Source organism: Glutamicibacter sp. NPDC087661, from assembly GCF_044743275.1.
GTDB lineage: Bacteria > Actinomycetota > Actinomycetes > Actinomycetales > Micrococcaceae > Glutamicibacter.
Window position 1 is genome coordinate 69,614 of sequence record NZ_JBIUWE010000006.1, and the last position, 18,509, is coordinate 88,122.

The 18,509-nt window shown below is 59.9% G+C and carries 21 protein-coding genes and 1 tRNA gene; 3 read left to right on the top strand and 19 right to left on the bottom strand.

Features of this window, described 5'->3' with window-relative positions; genetic code table 11:
• From ACIOTN_RS15490 to ACIOTN_RS15525, 8 genes are all read right to left on the bottom strand, one after another.
• A complete protein-coding gene (locus tag ACIOTN_RS15490) occupies positions 1–216 on the bottom strand; it encodes a hypothetical protein (protein ID WP_402735642.1) in 216 nt (71 codons plus the stop codon).
• Positions 216–413, bottom strand: a complete 198-nt coding sequence (locus ACIOTN_RS15495) for a hypothetical protein (RefSeq protein WP_402735643.1) — start codon at positions 411–413, stop codon at positions 216–218. The genes ACIOTN_RS15490 and ACIOTN_RS15495 overlap by 1 nt, the downstream gene beginning before the upstream one ends.
• A 95-nt stretch (positions 414–508) precedes the next feature.
• Positions 509–1,504: an AAA family ATPase gene (locus tag ACIOTN_RS15500; protein WP_402735644.1), complete on the bottom strand. Its 996-nt coding sequence runs from the start codon at positions 1,502–1,504 to the stop codon at positions 509–511.
• An 86-nt stretch (positions 1,505–1,590) separates the two neighbouring features.
• On the bottom strand, positions 1,591–1,806 hold the full coding sequence (locus ACIOTN_RS15505; protein ID WP_402735645.1) for a hypothetical protein: 216 nt from the start codon (positions 1,804–1,806) through the stop codon (positions 1,591–1,593).
• Positions 1,799–2,002: a hypothetical protein gene (locus ACIOTN_RS15510; protein WP_402735646.1), complete on the bottom strand. Its 204-nt coding sequence runs from the start codon at positions 2,000–2,002 to the stop codon at positions 1,799–1,801. Before ACIOTN_RS15510 ends, ACIOTN_RS15505 begins: the two co-directional genes overlap by 8 nt.
• A 98-nt stretch (positions 2,003–2,100) precedes the next feature.
• Complete coding sequence (locus ACIOTN_RS15515; protein ID WP_402735647.1) at positions 2,101–2,571, bottom strand: hypothetical protein; 471 nt, start codon at positions 2,569–2,571, stop codon at positions 2,101–2,103.
• Positions 2,572–2,599: 28 nt separating this feature from the next.
• Positions 2,600–2,947 carry a hypothetical protein gene (locus ACIOTN_RS15520; protein WP_402735648.1) on the bottom strand — a complete coding sequence of 116 codons (348 nt, stop codon included), beginning with the start codon at positions 2,945–2,947 and terminating at the stop codon, positions 2,600–2,602.
• A gap of 39 nt (positions 2,948–2,986) precedes the next feature.
• Positions 2,987–3,184: a helix-turn-helix transcriptional regulator gene (locus ACIOTN_RS15525; RefSeq protein WP_402735649.1), complete on the bottom strand. Its 198-nt coding sequence runs from the start codon at positions 3,182–3,184 to the stop codon at positions 2,987–2,989.
• Between the two features lie 142 nt (positions 3,185–3,326).
• Between ACIOTN_RS15525 and ACIOTN_RS15530 the strand changes: the two genes are divergently transcribed.
• Complete coding sequence (locus ACIOTN_RS15530; protein WP_402735650.1) at positions 3,327–3,911, top strand: hypothetical protein; 585 nt, start codon at positions 3,327–3,329, stop codon at positions 3,909–3,911.
• Positions 3,898–5,013 carry a tyrosine-type recombinase/integrase gene (locus ACIOTN_RS15535; protein ID WP_402735651.1) on the top strand — a complete coding sequence of 372 codons (1,116 nt, stop codon included), beginning with the start codon at positions 3,898–3,900 and terminating at the stop codon, positions 5,011–5,013. The genes ACIOTN_RS15530 and ACIOTN_RS15535 overlap by 14 nt, the downstream gene beginning before the upstream one ends.
• A gap of 80 nt (positions 5,014–5,093) precedes the next feature.
• Here the strand turns inward: ACIOTN_RS15535 and ACIOTN_RS15540 are convergent.
• The 8 genes from ACIOTN_RS15540 to ACIOTN_RS15575 all read right to left on the bottom strand — a co-directional run bounded on the left by ACIOTN_RS15540 (position 5,094) and on the right by ACIOTN_RS15575 (position 13,086).
• Positions 5,094–5,178 (bottom strand) — tRNA-Leu (locus tag ACIOTN_RS15540).
• Positions 5,179–5,295: 117 nt separating this feature from the next.
• Positions 5,296–6,663 (bottom strand): NAD(P)/FAD-dependent oxidoreductase, encoded by a 1,368-nt coding sequence (locus ACIOTN_RS15545; RefSeq protein WP_402735652.1) that lies wholly within the window; start codon positions 6,661–6,663, stop codon positions 5,296–5,298.
• Between the two features lie 190 nt (positions 6,664–6,853).
• A complete protein-coding gene (locus tag ACIOTN_RS15550; protein WP_105657441.1) occupies positions 6,854–8,359 on the bottom strand; it encodes a S8 family serine peptidase in 1,506 nt (501 codons plus the stop codon).
• A 34-nt stretch (positions 8,360–8,393) separates the two neighbouring features.
• Positions 8,394–9,320 (bottom strand): exopolyphosphatase, encoded by a 927-nt coding sequence (locus ACIOTN_RS15555; protein WP_402735653.1) that lies wholly within the window; start codon positions 9,318–9,320, stop codon positions 8,394–8,396.
• Positions 9,320–10,021, bottom strand: a complete 702-nt coding sequence (locus tag ACIOTN_RS15560) for a DUF501 domain-containing protein (RefSeq protein ID WP_105657439.1) — start codon at positions 10,019–10,021, stop codon at positions 9,320–9,322. The genes ACIOTN_RS15555 and ACIOTN_RS15560 overlap by 1 nt, the downstream gene beginning before the upstream one ends.
• Positions 10,022–10,050: 29 nt before the next feature.
• On the bottom strand, positions 10,051–10,869 hold the full coding sequence (locus tag ACIOTN_RS15565; RefSeq protein ID WP_105657438.1) for a septum formation initiator family protein: 819 nt from the start codon (positions 10,867–10,869) through the stop codon (positions 10,051–10,053).
• Between the two features lie 145 nt (positions 10,870–11,014).
• Positions 11,015–12,295, bottom strand: a complete 1,281-nt coding sequence (eno, locus tag ACIOTN_RS15570) for a phosphopyruvate hydratase (protein WP_105657437.1) — start codon at positions 12,293–12,295, stop codon at positions 11,015–11,017.
• A gap of 92 nt (positions 12,296–12,387) precedes the next feature.
• Entirely contained in the window at positions 12,388–13,086 is a 699-nt protein-coding gene (locus ACIOTN_RS15575; protein ID WP_402735654.1) for a MazG nucleotide pyrophosphohydrolase domain-containing protein, read from the bottom strand.
• Positions 13,087–13,196: 110 nt separating this feature from the next.
• Here ACIOTN_RS15575 and ACIOTN_RS15580 point away from each other — a divergent pair, with 110 nt between their 5' ends.
• On the top strand, positions 13,197–14,687 hold the full coding sequence (locus ACIOTN_RS15580) for an aldehyde dehydrogenase family protein (RefSeq protein WP_402735655.1): 1,491 nt from the start codon (positions 13,197–13,199) through the stop codon (positions 14,685–14,687).
• A gap of 87 nt (positions 14,688–14,774) precedes the next feature.
• Here the strand turns inward: ACIOTN_RS15580 and ACIOTN_RS15585 are convergent, their stop codons facing one another.
• From ACIOTN_RS15585 to ACIOTN_RS15595, 3 genes are all read right to left on the bottom strand, one after another.
• Positions 14,775–15,956 carry an adenosine deaminase gene (locus ACIOTN_RS15585; RefSeq protein ID WP_402735733.1) on the bottom strand — a complete coding sequence of 394 codons (1,182 nt, stop codon included), beginning with the start codon at positions 15,954–15,956 and terminating at the stop codon, positions 14,775–14,777.
• Between the two features lie 103 nt (positions 15,957–16,059).
• Positions 16,060–16,734 carry a DedA family protein gene (locus tag ACIOTN_RS15590; RefSeq protein ID WP_105657434.1) on the bottom strand — a complete coding sequence of 225 codons (675 nt, stop codon included), beginning with the start codon at positions 16,732–16,734 and terminating at the stop codon, positions 16,060–16,062.
• A 457-nt stretch (positions 16,735–17,191) separates the two neighbouring features.
• Positions 17,192–18,505 carry a thymidine phosphorylase gene (locus tag ACIOTN_RS15595; RefSeq protein WP_402735656.1) on the bottom strand — a complete coding sequence of 438 codons (1,314 nt, stop codon included), beginning with the start codon at positions 18,503–18,505 and terminating at the stop codon, positions 17,192–17,194.
• Between the last annotated feature and the right edge of the window lie 4 nt (positions 18,506–18,509).

An 18,509-nucleotide genomic window follows, 5' to 3' on the forward strand; every position in this document is an offset into this window, starting at 1 on the left:
TTAGTCTTCCTGTTCTAGGTGGTCGCTGAGCTGGTGAAGCTCAGTGTGTAGTTGGTTATTCGGGATGCCCTGGGCGATGTGGTCGGCACTGCGGCGCAGTAGCTTGATGACCTGCTCACGGTTATAGGGGTCGATGGCTTTTCGTGGCGGAATTTCCGAGGCTGGCGTGAGCACGTACCTCTTGCCGTTTTTGAGTTCTCCGTAGATGGGAGCCATTAGGTTTCGTCCTGTTCGAGTTGGTCCGCTATGTCGTGGAGCTTGTCGGCTATTGCTCGGGCTTCGGCGGGTGTCATGTGGGCTAGTACCTTGTGCCGGTGCATGAGTGCGATGCCGGGGATGGTTTCGCCGTTTGGTGTTAGCCAGTTGTATTTTTTGGCGCTGGCTGATGGTCGCCATGCTGGTGAGTAGGCCAAGACTGTTCCTGTTGCTTTCAAAGTGTGTGGATTGTGTGGAAAGTGGAATTGGGTTTTGAACCTGCTTTCCACTTTCCACACTTTCCACACGGTTTCTACGGATGGTGAACTGCGACCGGCGATGGTATTGGCGCATACATTCCGCGAGACTGCCGATGAATGCGACCGTCTTCGGCTGCGCGAGCCAAATAGGTTCCGACAAGTTTCTTGTCCAGGCCTAACGGAATGGCAATATCCTCAGCGTTTCGCGCTTCGGGATACTTATTCACTTGCTCGATGATTCGCTTCATGTCGTCGCCAACACCGGCTGATGCTTCTCGGGCTACGACTGCGTTTGCCGCCTCTTGCAGCGTTGTGCCGTCCATGCTCCATACGCCGTCCGTGAGCGTGAGCGCGTACTCGCCTTCAGCTGCATCTCGGCTTGTGACGTGCAACGTTGAATTGTCTGTGTTGCGTTCGCGCTTGATAGCAAGAATTGAGTCCGCTGCGCCGGCTAAACCCTGAGTGCCTGAGACGCTATCGAGAAAGTCCGACTTTTCGCCTTTGTTAGTGTGGTGCACAACGAGCAGCGAAGAACCTGGAACGTCGTCCACTAAGCCCTTGAGTGCGGACATTTGCGAGTAGTCGTTTCCGTAAGCGTCATTGCCCCCATACGTGCCCCTAACCTTGCCGAGGGTGTCCAGGATGATTAGCGGCTTGTTGTGACCGTGACGCTCAAGGAACGCGGTGATCGTATCGACAACACTGGCTCCAAGCCTCGTTAGGAACATGAGATCTTGAATCCCCTCAGTAACCCCGATGACGCTGAGCCTGGACTGCAAACGCCGGGGCCCATCCTCCAATGCGAGGTATAGGACTGGGCGTTGCTTCACCTGAATCGCACCGAACGCTTTACCGCCTGATGCGGCGGCTTGAGCTATGCCAAGCACCATCCACGATTTGCCGACTTTTGGGGGTGCAACGAGGATAGTCAGACCTTCCGGGATTACTCCTGGAACAACATATTCGACCGGCTGGAACTGCTGAGCTGTGAGCCAAGCTGAACTGAACACTTCGTCCAACGGGTCTGCTGCGGTGGGGCTGATGGTCAAGTTTTCCCTTTCTGGTGGGTGCGCAGAAGGCCCCCAGCGTGGTGCCGGGAGCCTTCAAGTGAGTTCGAATGAGTTAGGTGGTGGATTCAGCTTGCGATGAGCCTCATCCTTGCGTCGTGCAGTTCTATGCCCTGTGCTGCGGATCTGGCTGCTTGCCGGGTGAATGCTTCTCGGGCTTGCTGGTCGGCTTCGTCGCATTCTCTGATGCCGTCTTGCATTCCGTGTTTGTATCCCTGCTTATAGCCGTGGAGCATCCCTTGGTGGAATGCTTCAGGGTTCAGGGCTTGCCAGTATTCAGTCATCTGGTTCACCTGCTGGGACTAGTTTGCAGAGGATCAGTTCTGCGGATTGTCCGCGTGCGTGTGCGAGGTCTACGGCTCGTTGTGCGCTTGGGAGGTTGAAGTAGGTGCGCCGCTTGTAGTGCAGGCTGTCTGGCTTCTCGACTTCCACGACTACTACGTGCACGCCTTCTATGAGCGCATTCGGGTCAATATGCAATGGGTGCTCCTACCGCTTGTGCGATGGCTTGGGGAACGGTGACCATGATGATGAAGATTGTGCTGTAGAAGACGCTGCGCACGATGCCCCGGGTGACCTTATGCATGGTGACCGCCCTTGGTGAGTTCCTGGTAGGCGGCGAACGCTGCACTAGCGGTGACACCGTTATCTACAGCGAAGTCGCAGAGCTTATTTACTGTGGTGGTTGCGCGAAGCATCTCTGGCCGGCTCTTCATGAGATCTACTGCTATCTCTTGGTCAATCTTCTGTTCGATGCTGTCGATGAGTGCCGGCAGTTCTGCCAGCTGCTCACGGGTCCACAGTTCACCGTCAGTCTTTTGCAGGATGAAGAAGATGCCCTTTTCTGGTGTCCACTGCGAGGTGACGCCGCCGAAAGTCTCTCCCGAGGCGTTTGGGCCGTGGTAGCTGATCTCGCGGTCGCAAGCGCATGAGCCGTAGGGCTGGCATTCTGCGGGGATTTCGCCGGATTCGTCGGCGCAATCGAGGTAGACAGCTTTGGGGAATCCTGCTGGTGGAGTTGCTGGGGAGATGCGGGTAGTCTTGTTCATATGGATCAATCCCTTTTCTGTGGGTTGGTTAGGCGGCTTCGATGCGAATGTTTGGCGACAGGGCATCGGGGCCGTTCTTTATCTGTTCGAGAGCGTCTTGTCTCTCTGTGTCCGTGGCTGGGAGATACTGAGTTCCCCCGCCGCGTGAATCTGCAAATAGGTCGAAACCTAATCTTCGGATGAACGCTTGCTTTGGCGGATGAAGAATTTCATGCCAGCCGGTGGGCAAAAGTTCCTTGGACTGTTCTGAATTCTTGGTCACTTCACGGGCGAGCTTTTCCGCGAACCTGCGGTTATGGCTGCCACCGTCGCGACTACGAAAGTAGTTTGCAAGGTCTTTCATGGTGACCGAGCACAGAATTACGTCTGTTTCCATTGGTCTGTTCCTTAGCCGCCTATTCAGGCGAAAGAATGTTTAGGTGCGGTCTCGGGTCTGCTGTTCAAGCCAGGCTTGAATGCTAGATGCCGTGTAGCGAATCTGCCTTCCTGCCTTGATGAACTTGGGGCCATTGCCTCGGTAGCGTTCTTGCGCGGCTGCGCCTTTTGAGATTCCCCTCCATTCGCAATACTCATCTACCGTAAGTAACTTCTCCAACGAAGCTTGGGTGGTCATTTCCTCTCCTAATTTTCGAGTGAGTCACTGTTGTCATCTGTGAATCTACACTCAGCGTAACAACACGTGCGCAGTGTCGTCAAGCGTGAATCACTAAGACCTTGGGTTGTCATCGGTGAACCACCGTGACAAACTAGAAATCATGGAAGTAAAAGAAATTGTTTCGACGTATCAGCCAGACGCCGATTCCGAGAGGGTTCATCTCGGCTCGGTAATCATCGAGCTTCCCGGAACGCTGGTAGTCGAGGGTCAACCAGTGAGCGGCCAATCAGTTTCATTCCGCGTTGACTGGATCGAGGGCACAGGCGTGCGCCCTGTAGCGATTACGGTTTCATCCTTAATTGGTGAAGAAATAACTTCAACCGATCTACGGGCAGTGCAGACAAAGAATCTTTGGCGTGCAGCCATCGTCAAGCATGTTACGTATCAGCGCCTATTCCGATTCGAGTGGGAAGAGTGGGATGGCAAAGTTGCCCGAGAATCATCCATCAAACTGCCCACACACATGCTGGATCGAATGCGATTACGGGGACCTGAGCGCTCGACGCTCGAATATGTAGTCGATCTCTACACGTTCGCGGACACTATTGGGCTCGCCCCTGCATTGTTCGTTCAAGAGGTTTTTGCGGACGGATTTACACCACTGCCCCGAACCACAGCTACTAAATGGATCAAGAAGGCACGAGATATGGGGTTATTCGAGGAATATTTCGATGGCAACGATTGAGAAGTATCTGCTGCAAGACGGCGCAACAAGGTACATGGTCAGATACAGGAAACCTGATCGCACTCAAACCAAGAAGAAGGGCTTCAAAAACCAACGCGACGCCAAGCTATTCATGGCAACAGTGGAGGTCGATAAAGCCAGTGGAACATATATTGACCCGGCTAAGGCTAACGTCACTGTAGCGTCACTGGGGCCGTCCTGGTTGGAACGCAAGCAAGCACTCAAGCCGTCCGCGTATCGTCCGTTAGAGATAGCTTGGCGGGTGCATGTGGAGCCAGTCTGGGGCAAGTGGCCCATCGCTGAGATAGTCCATACCGAAGTGCAAGCATGGGTTACGAAACTGTCCATCGGTGAAGCAAAAGCAACGCCCGCTGTAAAGCCCAAATCAGCGACAACAGTAATCCGCGCATATGGCGTTCTGGCTGCGATCCTGGATGACGCGGTGAAAGACCGCCGGCTACAGACCAATCCTGCGCGTGGAGTGGATCTGCCACGAAAAACCAAAAAGGCCCACGTGTTCCTGAGCCATGAGCAAATACGCGATTTGGCTGATTGCTCGAAGTATCCAGCCCTGGTGCGCGTGCTGGCTTACTGCGGGCTCCGCTGGGGTGAAGCCACCGCGCTACGGGTGCAAGATGTCGACATGATTCGCCGGCGCTTGAACGTCAATCAGAATGCCGTCGATGTTGGCGGGAAGATCAAAGTTGGCACACCGAAAAGCCATGAGCAAAGATCTGTGCCGTTTCCCGCGTTCCTAGCGCCGGCCATCGGTGAACTTTGCAGAGGCAAGCATCGTGAAGACCTGGTGTTCCCGAATCCTGATGGCACTTACCTGCGCCATATCGACATGCGCGAACGGAAATCATGGTTCGGTTCAGCCGTCATAGATTCAGGCGTGCCCAGGGTGACACCACACGATCTACGGCACACCGCTGCAAGCTTCGCGGTCAGTGCCGGGGCGAACGTGAAAGCGGTTCAGAGGATGCTTGGGCATAGCTCGGCTGCGATGACTCTAGACGTGTATGCAGAGCTGTTTGATGACGATTTAGACGGTGTTGCAGTCGCCTTGAATGAGGCTGTTTCACGGATGAATGTGCCCTAAATGTGCCCTTTTGATTGTTTTCAGAAACAGCAAAGGCCTCTACTCCCTTGTAAATAAAGAGAAGTAGAGGCCTTATGTGTTGGTACCCCCAGTGGGACTCGAACCCACAAGCCTTTCGGCAGCTGATTTTAAGTCAGCCGTGTATGCCAATTCCACCATAGGGGCAAGACTCTCAAATTTTACGTGATCGGCAAAGCAAATAGAAAATCCTTCTTTGCTGACGTACGCGAGGGGCCAATTGCTTGGCCCCTCGCATCATCGTCGATCAACTACGGCTCAAGCCTACTTCTTCGGCTTGGCCGACTCTTCGAAAGCAGTGCGTGGTGCTTCGAGGTTGTTCAGCTGCAGGGCATCGCGCTTGAAGACCAGTGCAACCAGCCAGTCGCCAACGACGCGGAACTTGCGCTCGAAGGTCGGCATGGCCATGCCGTGGTAGCCGCGGTGTGCCATCCATGCTGGCCAGCCCTTGAGCTTGATGCCAACAACCTTGGCAACGCCCTTGTTGCGGCCGAAGCCGGCAACTGCGCCCAGGTTGGAGTGCTTGTATTCCTTGATGGTGCCAACACCGTAGCGCGCAGCGTACAGGTTCTTGGCCAACAGCTTGGCCTGGCGCACTGCGTGCTGTGCGTTGGGAACGCAGGTGCCGTCCGGCAGGCCGCCGGTGACGTCCTTGACTGCCGAGATATCGCCGGCTGCCCAGGCGCCTTCCAGAGGTTCGCCGTTGGCATCCTTGATACGAAGGTCCGTGCGGGTCTCGATGCGGCCGCGCTGCTCGATTGGGAAATCGGTGGAGCGAACCATCGGGTTGGCCATGACGCCAGCAGTCCAGATCAAGGTGTCGGAACCGAACTCGCCCGCTGGGGACTTGTCGGCCATGTTGATCAGTTCCAGGTTGCCTTCTTCGGCATTGTTCAGCGAAGTGTTCAGCAAGACCTCGATGCCGCGGCTGCGCAGGTGATCGACAACCCACTCCGCCTGCTCGGCGGTGACTTCTGGCATGATGCGGCCCATGGCCTCGATCAGGACGAAGCGTGCTTCCTTCGCATCGATGCGGTCGTTGAGGCCGATCAAGTGACGGGCCATGTCTTCCAGCTCGGCGATGGTCTCGATGCCGGCGAAGCCGCCGCCGACAACCACGAAGGTCAGGGCGCGCTTGCGTGCAACTGGATCACTCATGTTCGAAGCGGACTCGATGCGCTCGGCAACCTTGTTGCGCAGGGCGACGGCCTCTTCGATGGTCTTCAGGCCAATGCCGGTTTCAGCCAGGCCAGCGATGGGGAAGGTACGGGTGACCGCACCAGCGGACATCACGACATCGGTGTATTCCAGCTCGAACTGCTCGCCGTTGACCGGAGCAATGACAGCCTTCTTGTTGGCATGGTCGATGCTCAGCACGCGGCCGTTGACCAGCTCGGAGTGCTTCAGGTGCTGACGGTGCGAGACCACAACGTGGCGTGGTTCAATCTGGCCACCGGCAACTTCTGGCAGGAATGGCTGGTAAGTCATGTACGGGTTCGGGTCGACAACGGTGACGATGCCGCCGTGTGCCTTGACCTTCTTCTGCAACTTCATCGCGACGTACAGGCCTACGTAGCCACCGCCGACGATAAGAATGCGCGGACGCTTCTGGGAGGTTTCGATGATCGACATACTGTTGATTCTACGCGGATTTTTCGAGTTAGTGAAAACATTCACTAACTATTTCCGTTCGGTGTGTCACGTCGTCGCCAGGCATGGGCGTTTCCGACTGCCGAGGTTCGCGCCAACCTGTCGAATTAAGCATCGGAAGGCGCGAAAAAGCGGGGTGGATCTTCAGTTTCCACTCCGCTTTGTCCGCTATTTACTTCTCTTCTTCGGGAATCTCGTCGAACAGATCCCGGCCGCCAGCTTGATCCGGGACTTTCAATGAACTCAAGGAAGCCGAACCAAGCCGCGCCGCAGCCTTCTCGCGTCGACGACGCACCAGGGTCTGGGCGATGCCTGCAATGATCACCAGCAGCAAGAGCACTCCCCCGCCGACGATCAGCAACGGCTGAAGCGCCGGTGCCGAGTCATCGGGAAGAACCGGATCTGGCGCCGCGACCTGCTTGAGGTCCGATTTCTCCATCGAGACGCCCGGAGCTGGGGTATCAGCAGTCTTCTGGGTGTCGCGGCGGTGCACGCGAATCCACTCGCTGATCGTGCCCAGCGGGTTCTCGGATACCGAGGGGACGCTCGCCGTCACTGCCGCCTGCGCATCGATGATTCCGTAGCCGTAGAGGTTGTCCACGCCGGCTGTGCCGGTGTCCTTGGCGGTCTTCAGGATGCGGTTGATGACCTCAGGAGCTTTCATGTTCGGGTATTCCGAACGAATCAATGCGGCCACGCCCGCCACCAAAGGAGCCGCGCCGGAGGTACCGGACCAGCGCGCGTAGCCGTCATCTGGCAAGCCGCCGACCAACTGCTCGGCAGGGGCTGCAACGCCGATGGAAATGCCTTCGGTCGAGGAATCCTGCGAAGCCTTGCCGCTGGCATCAACGCCGGCCACGGTCAGCACTCCCGGAATGGTGGCCGGGGCGCCCACCTGGCTCATGCCGCCCGAACGGTTGCCTGCAGCGGCAACAATAACCACGTCATGGTCTTCTGCGTACTTGAAGGCGTCATCCCAGCTTTCCGGCCATGCTGGGCTGGTTGAACCGAGAGACATGTTGATGACCTTGGCCCCGGAATCCACGGCCCATTTCACGGCACGGGGGATCTGGGTTTCCACTGGAATCTTCGCCGGGTTGCCTTCGCCCATCCACAGCGACACAGACAGCAGGTCTGCTGCCGGAGCGACGCCGAGCACGCCGTCCTTGCCGCTCTTCAGCTTTGGCACCTTTTCGTACTCAGGTTCCTGGGGAATGTCCTCGTCTTCGTCTTCGGCGGTCTTCTTGGCCTTTTCCCACGCGGCCTTCAAGCGCTCGTTCTCGGATTTAACCCGCTTGATTTCGCCCTTGTTGTTGCCGCGCCCGCCGAGCAAGGTAGCCACCAAGGTGCCGTGCTCGCTCATGACGCCTATGGGCTTGTTGCCCTTGTCTCCGCCTGAGCCGGACATATCAGCACCGCCAACCACGGCACCCTTCAAGTCTGGATGCGCGGTATCAATGCCGGTATCAATGATCGCGACTTTGACGCCTTCGCCCTTTGTCGTCTTGTGCGCTTCGGCCACGCCCAACGACTTGAGCCAGTATTCGGACTCACGCATGTTGTCAGCGCGGGCAGGTACGCCCACGCTGAGCAGGGTGAAGGCCAACAGCGCTGCGACAAGCAGAGAGCCGAGCTTGAGGAAGCCCATTCTTTTCCTGGCACGCAAAGCTGAGCTCAAGACATCTCCTTGGGTCGGTGACTGGGTGACAGGTTCAGGCGGCGGCAGCTGAAGCCGCGATTCCGTCGAGAATATCGTGTTCGGAAGCAATCAGAACCATTTCGCGGTTCCCGCTGGCCTTTTCAAGGTAATGAAGGATGCGTTGCACAATGGCTGCGCCAGCTTGGATCACATCAACTCGTCCCGGATGCATGAAGCCCAGTGCCGCGCGCTCTTCCCGGCTGTAGGAAAGCATGCTGGCGGTGGCTTGGCGCATCTGGGCGAAGCTCAGCTGCGCCCCATGGATCTTTTCCGACTCGTACTGCTTCAATCCCAGGGCCTGGGCGGTGAGCGTCGTGAAAGTGCCTGCAACCATGATCACCGCGTCGACCTGCGCAACGTCAACCGATCCGGCCAAGGATTCCAAGGTGCTGTCCATGAATTCCAAGGCCTGGTCCGAACGCAATCCCGCTTGGTGGAACCGTTCGGTAACGCGCACACAACCCATGTCCAGGCTCTTGGCTGCCAACGGGCCGGTGGCATCACCGAGAACGAATTCAGTGGATCCACCACCGAGGTCGATCACCAGGCTCTTGCCGCTTTGCCCGTCCCGAACCGAAGCCGCACCGGCAAAGGACAGGGAGGCTTCTTCTTCACCGCTGATCACTTCCGGGGCGACGCCCAGGATCTTGGTGATCCGCTCGGTGAAGACCTCGCGATTCGATGCATCGCGGGCCGCCGAGGTCGCTGCGAAACGGATGGCTTCCACCCCATGCTCATCGCACAGCTTCTTGTACTCGCGAGCAGCTTCAAAGGTGCGCTCCAAGGCCTCGGGAGCGAAAGCGCCGGTAGCGTCAACGCCCTGGCCCAAGCGCACGATGCGCATGGTGCGCAGCACGTCGACCAGCGGGCCATCGGCCCCGATGTCCGCGATCAGCAGACGGATGGAGTTGGTTCCGCAGTCAATACCGGCCACGCGCATTAGGCGTCATCCTGGTCAGCGCCCTGTGCGGATTCACGCACGGCACGCTTCCGGGCGCGTTCTGCGCGCTTGGCCGCTGGGTCCTGCTGTTCCTGGGTCTTCACGTGGCGCGAGCGGTCACGGCTCGGCGCCTCGGATTCGGTATCCCAAGCACCTACGCAGTAGCACTTGTCCTTGGTCCACCACTGGGCAATCCCAGCCAGCGCTTCATCACCCAGCGGGTTCACGCCCTCGCCGGCAGCCAGCGAGTGCCCTACCAGCACGTGCAAGCACTTGACGCGGGTCGGCATGCCACCAGCGGAGACCCCAGCGATTTCCGGAACGGCCCCGGTTCCCGAGCGCTGGCCAATCGCATCGCGGTTGGCCAGGTACGACTCGTGGGCAGCTACATAAGCCTGCGCCAGCTGCGCGTCCTCACCCAGGCGGTCATTCATCTCGTTCATCAACCCGGCAGCTTCCAACCGCGACACTGCCGCAGTGATCACCGGGTGCGCCAGGTAGTAGGTGGTGGGGAAGGGAATACCCGAGGAAAGGCGCGGTGCCGTGGTGGCTACCAGAGGGTTTCCGCAAACGCAGCGCGCACCGATCTCCACCACATCGCGCACCGGGCGGTTCAGCTGGCGGGACAGGGTGTCGAGGTCAGCTTCGCTGGGTACTCGTCCGGCGGCGTCAAGGGCTTCGCGGATTGGCTGTTCAGTCACGGTTATAAGTCTCTTCGTGTTTAAAGTGGTTAGTCAGTGGCAGAACGTCGAACGGAGTCGAGCAGAGCATCAACCCATGGAAGTTCCTGGCGCACCTCGAAGGTGCTTCCGTTGCCGTCGGCGGGCGTCTCTTCATCCTTAGGGCGTTCACCCACCACCATGTAGAGCTTTTCACCAGGCATTACCAAGTTTATCCGCTCGCGTGCTTGCTGCTTGATGTACAGCGGGTCATCCCAGCGCGCGATCTCTGCCTTGAGGTCATCGCGCTGCGTCTCCAGCGCTTCGATCGAGGCATTCAGCTCATTCAGCTCCGCCATCTGCGTGCGGTAGAAATTCACCGTGGGCACGAGCATCACTGCGAAGAAGGCCAGGACCACGATCAAGGCGGCGATACGGCCGGAAAACCGGTGCGCAGCAACGGGTTCGCCCTCGGGGACGTGGTTCTGGCCAGACGGCTTCTGCCCCGGCTTGCGGCGTACGGCAGCAGAGAACTTCACCCGGTCATCGCGTCGGCGTTCGTTCTGCTTTTCCTTGGCACGTTCGCGCAGCGGCACCTTCGGCTTCGGCGCGTAATTTCCTGCAAATTTTTTCGGCTCACGTGACGCATCTGACGCTGGGCGTGCCGTCGATTTCGGCTGTGCTGCAACGCTTCTGGGCTTCTGCGCAGCGGGAGCGGCCTTCGGTGGGCGCGGCGTTGCAGGAGTTTGCCTGGCCTGCGCTTGTGGCCTGACGATGCGCAGAGCGTCGGTAGGCGGTTCAGCTTCGGAACCTGCGCCGTCATGTTTCGTCTGGTCAACCGGGGTTATTACGGCTTCTTCGGCCGGATCCGGAGTATTACGGCGAGGCATTCGCGGTGGTCGCTGAGCCATACTCCCCCAATTCCCGTGGTGCTTTTCTTGCGGTGTTGCCGTGGACTTGGCAAGATAATTCCATTAAATAACGAAAAGCCCGCCGGTATCCACTACCGACGAGCTTATTCGCTATTACTGAAAATTAGCTGTTGAAACGCGGGAACGCGCTACGGCCAGCGTAGACCGCCGAGGCGCCCAGGTCTTCTTCGATACGCAGCAGCTGGTTGTACTTGGCTACGCGCTCGGAGCGAGCTGGTGCACCGGTCTTGATCTGCCCGGCGTTGGTTGCCACGCAGATGTCAGCGATGGTGACATCTTCGGTTTCACCCGAACGGTGCGAGGTGATGGTGGTGTACCCGGCACGCTGCGCCATGGTCACTGCATCGATGGTTTCGGTCAGGGTGCCGATCTGGTTGACCTTCACCAGCAGCGAGTTGGCGGTGCCCTTGGCGATGCCGTCGGCCAGGCGCTGCGGGTTGGTGACGAACAGGTCGTCGCCTACCAGCTGCACCTTGTCGCCAATGGCGTCGGTCAGGGTCTTCCAGCCATCCCAGTCGTCTTCATCCAGTGGATCCTCGATCGAAACCAATGGGAAGTCGGCCACCAGGCCAGCGTAGTAGTCGCTCATTTCCTGGGCAGAGAGCGCCTGGCCCTCGAACTGGTAAGCGCCGTTCTCGTAGAACTCGGAGGAAGCGACATCCAGCGCCAGGGCGATGTCTTCGCCCGGGGTGTAGCCAGCGCGCTTGATCGCTTCGGTGATCAGTTCCAGAGCCGCGCGGTTGCTTGGCAGGTTCGGAGCGAAACCGCCCTCGTCGCCCAGGCCGGTGGAGAGGTTCTTCTCCTTCAGCACGGACTTGAGGTTGTGGTAGACCTCGACGCCCCAGCGCAGGCCCTCGGAGAAGGTCGGCGCGCCGAGCGGGGCGATCATGAATTCCTGGATGTCCACGTCGGAGTCGGCGTGGGAGCCGCCGTTGAGGATGTTCATCAGTGGCACTGGCAGTACGTGCGCGTTAGGGCCGCCCAGGTACTTGAACAGTGGCAGGTTGGCGCTCACTGCAGCGGCGTTGGCCACTGCCAGGGAGACGCCGAGGATGGCGTTTGCACCCAGCTTGGACTTGTTGGCAGTGCCGTCCAGTTCGATCATGGTGGCATCGATGGCGCGCTGGTCGGTGGCGTCAAGGCCCTCCAGCTCGTCGGCGATTTCGTCGATGACGGACTCTACAGCACCCAGTACGCCCTTGCCGAGGTACCGGTCTTTGTCGCCGTCGCGACGCTCAGCTGCTTCGAAAGCGCCGGTGGATGCACCGGAAGGAACAGCAGCACGGCCATGCGAGCCGTCGGATAGCAGGACCTCGACCTCGACGGTCGGATTGCCGCGGGAATCAAGGATTTCGCGCGCGTGAATGGCGTCAATCAATGCCATGAGTATGGACTCCTTGTAGAAAAGGGGTGGTCTTGGGGCAGGTCAACCAGCGGTCGCTGATAAGACCGTCGGCGCCATTGCCTGTCTCTAGCCTAGCGCTTCGAAGGTGATTTGGGCGATGTTGTTGCGCCAGTTTCCGCGCCGTATTGCTGGCCCAGGGCCGCACGCAGCACCGATTCGGCATCCAGGCCCAGCTCCTCGGCCCTCGCTGACAGGGCCATTAATTCCTTGGCCAGGGAGAACTCGTCGACGATTCGTTCACGGATCTGCTCGGTGACTAGCCCGGCCGCGGGCTGTGCCGATCCTGCTCTGGCATGGCGATCAAGCAATTTCTGCGCGAGCGCCAGGGACGGCAGCCCAGCGGGCAGTCCCGCGTTCTTCCGCTTCTTCGGCTGGCCGGCGCGTTCGGCCTGCTTCGCCGCATCCCACACGCGGATAATCTCATCCACATCCGTGATGACGTCCTGGCGGACCTGGCCCTGCTCGTCGAAAATATGCCGGTTGCGGCGCAATAGCTTCGCATTCAGCGTTTCGGCGACATCTTCCAGGCCGAAATGGTCTTGCTCCTCGGCGATCAGCGAATGCAGCAGGATCTGGAAGAACAAGTCCCCCAGCTCCTCCTTCAACAGATCCGGGTTCCGTTCGGCGATGGCGTCCAGTACCTCATAGCTTTCCTCAATGAGGTAGGTGCGCAGCGACTCGTGAGTCAGCGCGCCAGTCCAGGCGCATCTGCTGCGAAGGGTCCGTACGGTGGCGTTGAGCTGCTCTAGCTGCGTTCTGTTCTCCGGCATAGGAACATGCTATCGAAGCGGGCTTTCAGCCTGCGGCCAAGGAGCTGCCCATTGCTGCCCATTCGGGCTAGCATGGCCGTAGTTCATCCCGACGACGCGAAGGATTGCCAATGACCGTCCAAGACACCGCCCAGCTGGAATTCCTGGATCAGCTTCCAGCCAAACTCTTCATCGGCGGCCGGTGGGTTGAGGGGCGCTCCGAGCGCATCCTGCGCACTGCCAACCCTTTTGATGACTCGCTCCTGGCCGAGATCCGCCAGGCGTCGACCGACGACGTCGACGACGCCTATGGCGCTGCCGCCGCTGCGCAGCCAGGCTGGGCGGCGCTCTCCCCCGGCAAGCGCTCGAAGGTCTTGAACCAGGCCGCCGACTACCTGCAGTCGAACTTCGAGGGCATCCTGGCGCTGTTGACCGCCGAGTCCGGTTCCACGCAGTTGAAGGCGAACATCGAACTGGGCGGCACCATCGCTGCCATCCGCGAAGCAGCCACCTTCCCCACCCGCGTGCACGGCAAGATCCTGCCCTCCAATGCCGAGGGCAAGGAGAACCGGGTCTACCGCGAACCGGTCGGCGTGGTGGGCGTCATCAGCCCGTGGAACTTCCCGCTGCTGCTGTCGGCCCGGTCCGTAGCGCCGGCCCTGGCCCTGGGCAATGCGGTGGTGCTCAAACCCGCCTCGGATACCCCGCTGGTGGGAGCCTTGGTCCTGGCCAAGGCTTTCGCCGAGGCTGGCCTGCCAGATGGCGTGCTGAACGCAGTGGTTGGGTCCGGTTCGGAAATCGGCGATTACTTCGTGGCGCATCGGACCCCGTCGCTGGTTTCGTTCACCGGTTCGACTCCGGTGGGCAAGAACGTCGGGAAAATCGCGGTCAGCGGCGAGCACATGAAACGCGTGGCGCTGGAGCTTGGCGGCAACGCGCCATTCGTCGTGCTCGAAGACGCTGATCTTGACGAAGCAGCCAAGGCCGCGACCCTGGGCAAGTTCTTGCACCAGGGGCAGATCTGCATGGCCATCAACCGCATCATCGTCCAGGCTCCGGTCTACGAGGCCTTCATCGAGAAGTTCATCGAGCAGGTCGGCAAGCTCGGCTATGGCGATGCCGCCGATCCAGCCAACCTCGTGGGACCGATCATCAATGATGCGCAGTTGGCGTCGGTGAGCGGCAAGATCAAGACCGCACGTGGCCAGGGCGCCCGCGAAGTCCTGGCAGGTTCGATCACAGGCCGTGTGGTCTCTCCCCACGTCTTCGCAGATGTCACCAGCGGCATGGAACTGTTCCGCGAGGAGATCTTCGGCCCGGTCGTGGGCATCGCCAAGGCCGACTCCGAAGAGCATGCGCTGGAACTGGCCAACGACACCGAATTCGGCTTGTCCTCGGCCGTTTTCACGCAAAACCTGGAGAAGGGCGTCGCCTTTGCCCGCGGCATCAAGGCCGGGATGACTCACGTCAATGACATCACCGTCAATGATGAACCGCATGTGATGTTCGGTGGCGAGAAGAATTCGGGTCTGGGCCGTTTCAACGGCGAGTGGGCTATCGAGGAATTCACCACCGATCACTGGGTCGGCGTGCAGTCCACCAAGAAGCAGTACCCGTTCTAGGAACCACCTGCCCTTGGAACCAGCGAAGCCGCCCCTTGCTTGGGCAAGGGACGGCTTCGGTGGTTGCCTGGCGGCTGGGTCCTGGAACTAGTCGGCGACGTTTTCGTATTCGTCTTCTTCGTAGTCCTCGTCATCCAGCAGGTTGTCGTAGTAGTCGTTGATGTACTCAACGAGCAGCTCGCGCATTTCCAGCGGGACGAAAGCAGCTTCGGCGGCGTTCAGCGTCAGATCCAGCAGATCTTCCAAGTCGTAGTCGAAGGCTTCTACCAGCAATTCGAACTCATCGGACAAGGTGGTGCCGGACATCAGGCGGTTATCCGGCGAGATGGTGACATTGAAACCGGTCTGGACCAGCAGGTCGATCGGGTGGTTCCCGATGCCTTCGCCGAATTTGGAGGTAGCACCGGTCTGCAGGTTCGAGGACGGGCAGACTTCCAGCGGGATGCCGCGTTCGCGGACCCAGTTCGCTACCGGGCCCAGCGATACCAGGCCGGTATCGTCGCTGAGTTCTTCGCCGTTCTCGTCGATAGCTCCGAACTCGATCTCGATGTCCTCGGCTACGCGGACTCCGTGGCCCAGGCGCTGGGCGCGGCCGATCAGGATGGCTTCCTTGATGGAATCCAGGCCGGCTGCTTCGCCAGCGTGCACGGTGGTTGGGAAGAGATTCTCGGCCAGCAGGTCGAAAGCTTCCTTCATCACTGAGGGCGGGAAGCCATCTTCAGCACCGGCGATATCGAAACCGACGACGCCACGACCACGGTGGCGCAGGGCCAGCTTGGCGATTTCCACGCCTTGGTCGCTGTGGCGCATGGCGGTAACGATCTGGCCGATCTGCATCGGGTGGCCCTCGGCGTTGAGCTGCTCGCAGGCCTGGTCCAGGCCTTCCTGGATGGCGTCGACGACGTCGTCCAGGCTCAAGCCTTCGCGGCGGTGCTGCTCTGGTGCATAGCGGACTTCGCCGTAGATGACACCGTCTTCAGCGAGGTCCTCTACGAATTCGCGGGCAACGCGGATCAGCGCATCTCGGGTCTGCATGACCGCGACGGTGTGCTCGAAGGTTTCCAGGTAGCGTGGCAGCGAGCCGGAGTCGGCTGATTCACGGAACCATTCGCCCAAAGCTTCTGCTTCGGTCTCTGGCAGCTCGTGTCCAATCTCGGCGGCCAGCTCGATGATCGTCTGAGGGCGCAAACCACCGTCGAGGTGGTCATGGAGCGAAACTTTAGGCAGATCCCGGAAGTCGAATTCGGGATCGTAGTCAGTATGAATCATTTCTTCAGTCACACCACTGAGCCTAGTCGCATTTTCGCGGAACTGACAGCTCCAACGGGTAAAGATCTGCGAGCCACTATGTGACCCTGATCAATACGGGAGGTTAACCCTCGTCAGGGGTTGGCGGGACGGTCTGCCTGGCTGGTTGCACCGGGTGCCCTTCGCGCTTCGCCGCGCGCCGATGCAGGCGATCCAGCACCCAGCTGACGATCCGGTCGATGACGAATCCGAGCACTACGGCGATGACAATGGAAACTGCAATGCCCAGCAGCTTGTTGTCGTGCATCCAGTTGCCGGCCAGCGCACCGATGCTGACGGAGTAGGCAGCCCAGGTCAGTACGCCGATGGTGTCGAAGAGGGTGAAGCGCTTGTGGCTGAATCCGGTGGCGCCCGCGGTCAGGTTCACGGCCACTCGGCCAATCGGGATGTATCGGGCCGTGAAAATCAGCAGAGCGCCCGAGGTTTCAAGTTTCTTCTCGGCATAGTTCAGCACCCGCTGCGCGCGTTGCCCGCGCATCCACTTGAAGCCCCTGGATCCGATCTTGCGTCCGATGGCGTACGTGATCTGGTCGCCGAGCAAGGCACCGCCGGCACCGAGCAAGCCAATCAAGACAAGGTTGGGAACACCGGTGTGGACGCCGACCGCGGCCAGCGAAACCAAAAAGGATTCACTCGGGACGAGGGGGAAAATCGCATCGATCATGCAGAACAGAAACAATAACGGCAGGATCCACCATGCGCTGGCGGCCTGCGTGATTGCCTCATTGACTAATTCCATGCGTGCCTACATCTACTTTCCCAAGGCGCTCCATGCGCTGAATGTCTCTCCATTTTCGCTCGAGAACTCACCTGCGCGCATCCTGCTTACGTTGCGTTGTGGACAATTCCCATCTGCTACCCAGGTAGGAGTTAACTGACTAACGTTTGACTACGCCGTTATTGTTCCCGGGAACTTTCTGGGAACTTCCACTGCGGCAGCTGGCCTGGGAACCACCAGGATGCCAGGCCATTGCTACCGCAACTTCGAAGACGAACGGACCTGCAGAGCCCTCCGGAAAAGAAAAGCCCAGCTGATGCAGGCAGCGAGGCCGGGGAAGAGCACTCGCAGGGCGACCAGGCTCCCGATATTTCTGGAGCGGGGCACTGATTGCCAGCGGATCGGTCGCCGGCAAGCGAAAGAGCCGGGAAACACGGCAACGTGTTTCCCGGCTCCTTGAGCGCCAATCCGGATTCGGCTACTTGGCGGCGATGCGGTCCAGGATCAGGCGGGTGTCCGGACGGTCATCGGCCGAACCGATCCTGATGGCGCGCTGGACCAGCTCGATGGCACGCTCCATCTTGGCCGGGGTGTCGGTCAGCAAGGTGGCAATCGGCTCGCCACGGCGAACCAAGGCACCTGGCTTCACGTGCATGCGCACGCCGGCGCCGGCCTGGACGCTGTCTTCCTTGCGGGCACGTCCTGCGCCCAGGGTCCACGCGGCCAGGCCGATGTCCATCGCGTCGAGCTTGATCAGCACGCCCTCGGCGGGCGCCACCACGGTGTGCGATTCCTTGGCTACCGGCAGCTTGGCATCCGGATCGCCGCCCTGGGCCGCGATCATCTTGCGCCAGATGTCCATGGCCTTGCCGTTCTTCAGCGCACCGGGGACATCCGCATCCTTGATGCCTGCCCCGGCAAGCATCTCGGTGGCCAGGGCCACGGTCAGCTCCACGACGTCCTCTGGTCCGCCGCCTGCCAGGACCTCAACGGATTCCTCGACCTCGATGGCGTTGCCGGCGGTCAGGCCCAGCGGGGTTTCCATGTTGGTCAGCAGAGCCACGGTGTTCACCGACGCATCGGTGCCCAGGTTCACCATCGTCTCGGCCAGTTCGCGGGCCATGGCCTCGTCCTTCATGAACGCGCCGGAGCCGACCTTCACATCCAGCACCAGGGTGCCGGTGCCTTCGGCGATCTTCTTGCTCATGATCGATGACGCGATCAGCGGGATGGCTTCCACAGTGGCGGTGACATCGCGCAGGGCATAGAGCTTCTTGTCCGCCGGAGCCAGTCCGGTGCCGGCGGCGCAGATGACCGCGCCGACGTTGGACAGCTGGGAGAACAGCGCTTCGTTGGACAGATCCGCCTTCCAGCCGGGAATGGCTTCGAGCTTGTCCAGGGTGCCGCCGGTGTGGCCCAGCCCGCGGCCCGAGAGCTGCGGGACGGCCACGCCGAAGCTGGCGACCAGCGGAGCCAGCGGCAAGGTGATCTTGTCCCCCACGCCCCCGGTGGAGTGCTTGTCGGTGGTGGCCAGCTTCTTGCCCGACGGGTCGGTGAGGGCAGAGAAGTCCATGCGTTCCCCGGAGTTGATCATCGCAGTAGTCCAGCGCGAGATCTCGTTGCGGTTCATGCCCTGGAAGTAGATGGCCATGTTCAGCGCGGACATCTGCTCTTCGGCGATGGCCCCGCGGGTGTAGGCATCGATGGTCCAGTCGATCATCTCGTTGCTCAGTTCGCCGCCATCGCGCTTGGCGCGGATGACTTCGACGGCACTGAATTGCTCGGTAGCCATATCA

What these genes read in the sequence shown, in the direction of transcription:
- ACIOTN_RS15545 (WP_402735652.1), bottom strand. Translation starts at nt 6,663, where the DNA reads ATGTCGATCATCGAAACCTCCCAGAAGCGTCCGCGCATTCTTATCGTC.
- ACIOTN_RS15520 (WP_402735648.1), bottom strand. Translation starts at nt 2,947, where the DNA reads ATGGAAACAGACGTAATTCTGTGCTCGGTCACCATGAAAGACCTTGCA.
- ACIOTN_RS15505 (WP_402735645.1), bottom strand. Translation starts at nt 1,806, where the DNA reads ATGACTGAATACTGGCAAGCCCTGAACCCTGAAGCATTCCACCAAGGG.
- ACIOTN_RS15490 (WP_402735642.1), bottom strand. Translation starts at nt 216, where the DNA reads ATGGCTCCCATCTACGGAGAACTCAAAAACGGCAAGAGGTACGTGCTC.
- ACIOTN_RS15535 (WP_402735651.1), top strand. Translation starts at nt 3,898, where the DNA reads ATGGCAACGATTGAGAAGTATCTGCTGCAAGACGGCGCAACAAGGTAC.
- ACIOTN_RS15575 (WP_402735654.1), bottom strand. Translation starts at nt 13,086, where the DNA reads ATGCCGGAGAACAGAACGCAGCTAGAGCAGCTCAACGCCACCGTACGG.
- ACIOTN_RS15565 (WP_105657438.1), bottom strand. Translation starts at nt 10,869, where the DNA reads ATGCCTCGCCGTAATACTCCGGATCCGGCCGAAGAAGCCGTAATAACC.
- ACIOTN_RS15580 (WP_402735655.1), top strand. Translation starts at nt 13,197, where the DNA reads ATGACCGTCCAAGACACCGCCCAGCTGGAATTCCTGGATCAGCTTCCA.
- ACIOTN_RS15515 (WP_402735647.1), bottom strand. Translation starts at nt 2,571, where the DNA reads ATGAACAAGACTACCCGCATCTCCCCAGCAACTCCACCAGCAGGATTC.
- ACIOTN_RS15585 (WP_402735733.1), bottom strand. Translation starts at nt 15,956, where the DNA reads ATGATTCATACTGACTACGATCCCGAATTCGACTTCCGGGATCTGCCT.
- ACIOTN_RS15525 (WP_402735649.1), bottom strand. Translation starts at nt 3,184, where the DNA reads ATGACCACCCAAGCTTCGTTGGAGAAGTTACTTACGGTAGATGAGTAT.
- ACIOTN_RS15530 (WP_402735650.1), top strand. Translation starts at nt 3,327, where the DNA reads ATGGAAGTAAAAGAAATTGTTTCGACGTATCAGCCAGACGCCGATTCC.
- ACIOTN_RS15595 (WP_402735656.1), bottom strand. Translation starts at nt 18,505, where the DNA reads ATGGCTACCGAGCAATTCAGTGCCGTCGAAGTCATCCGCGCCAAGCGC.
- ACIOTN_RS15555 (WP_402735653.1), bottom strand. Translation starts at nt 9,320, where the DNA reads ATGCGCGTGGCCGGTATTGACTGCGGAACCAACTCCATCCGTCTGCTG.
- ACIOTN_RS15590 (WP_105657434.1), bottom strand. Translation starts at nt 16,734, where the DNA reads ATGGAATTAGTCAATGAGGCAATCACGCAGGCCGCCAGCGCATGGTGG.
- eno (WP_105657437.1), bottom strand. Translation starts at nt 12,295, where the DNA reads ATGGCATTGATTGACGCCATTCACGCGCGCGAAATCCTTGATTCCCGC.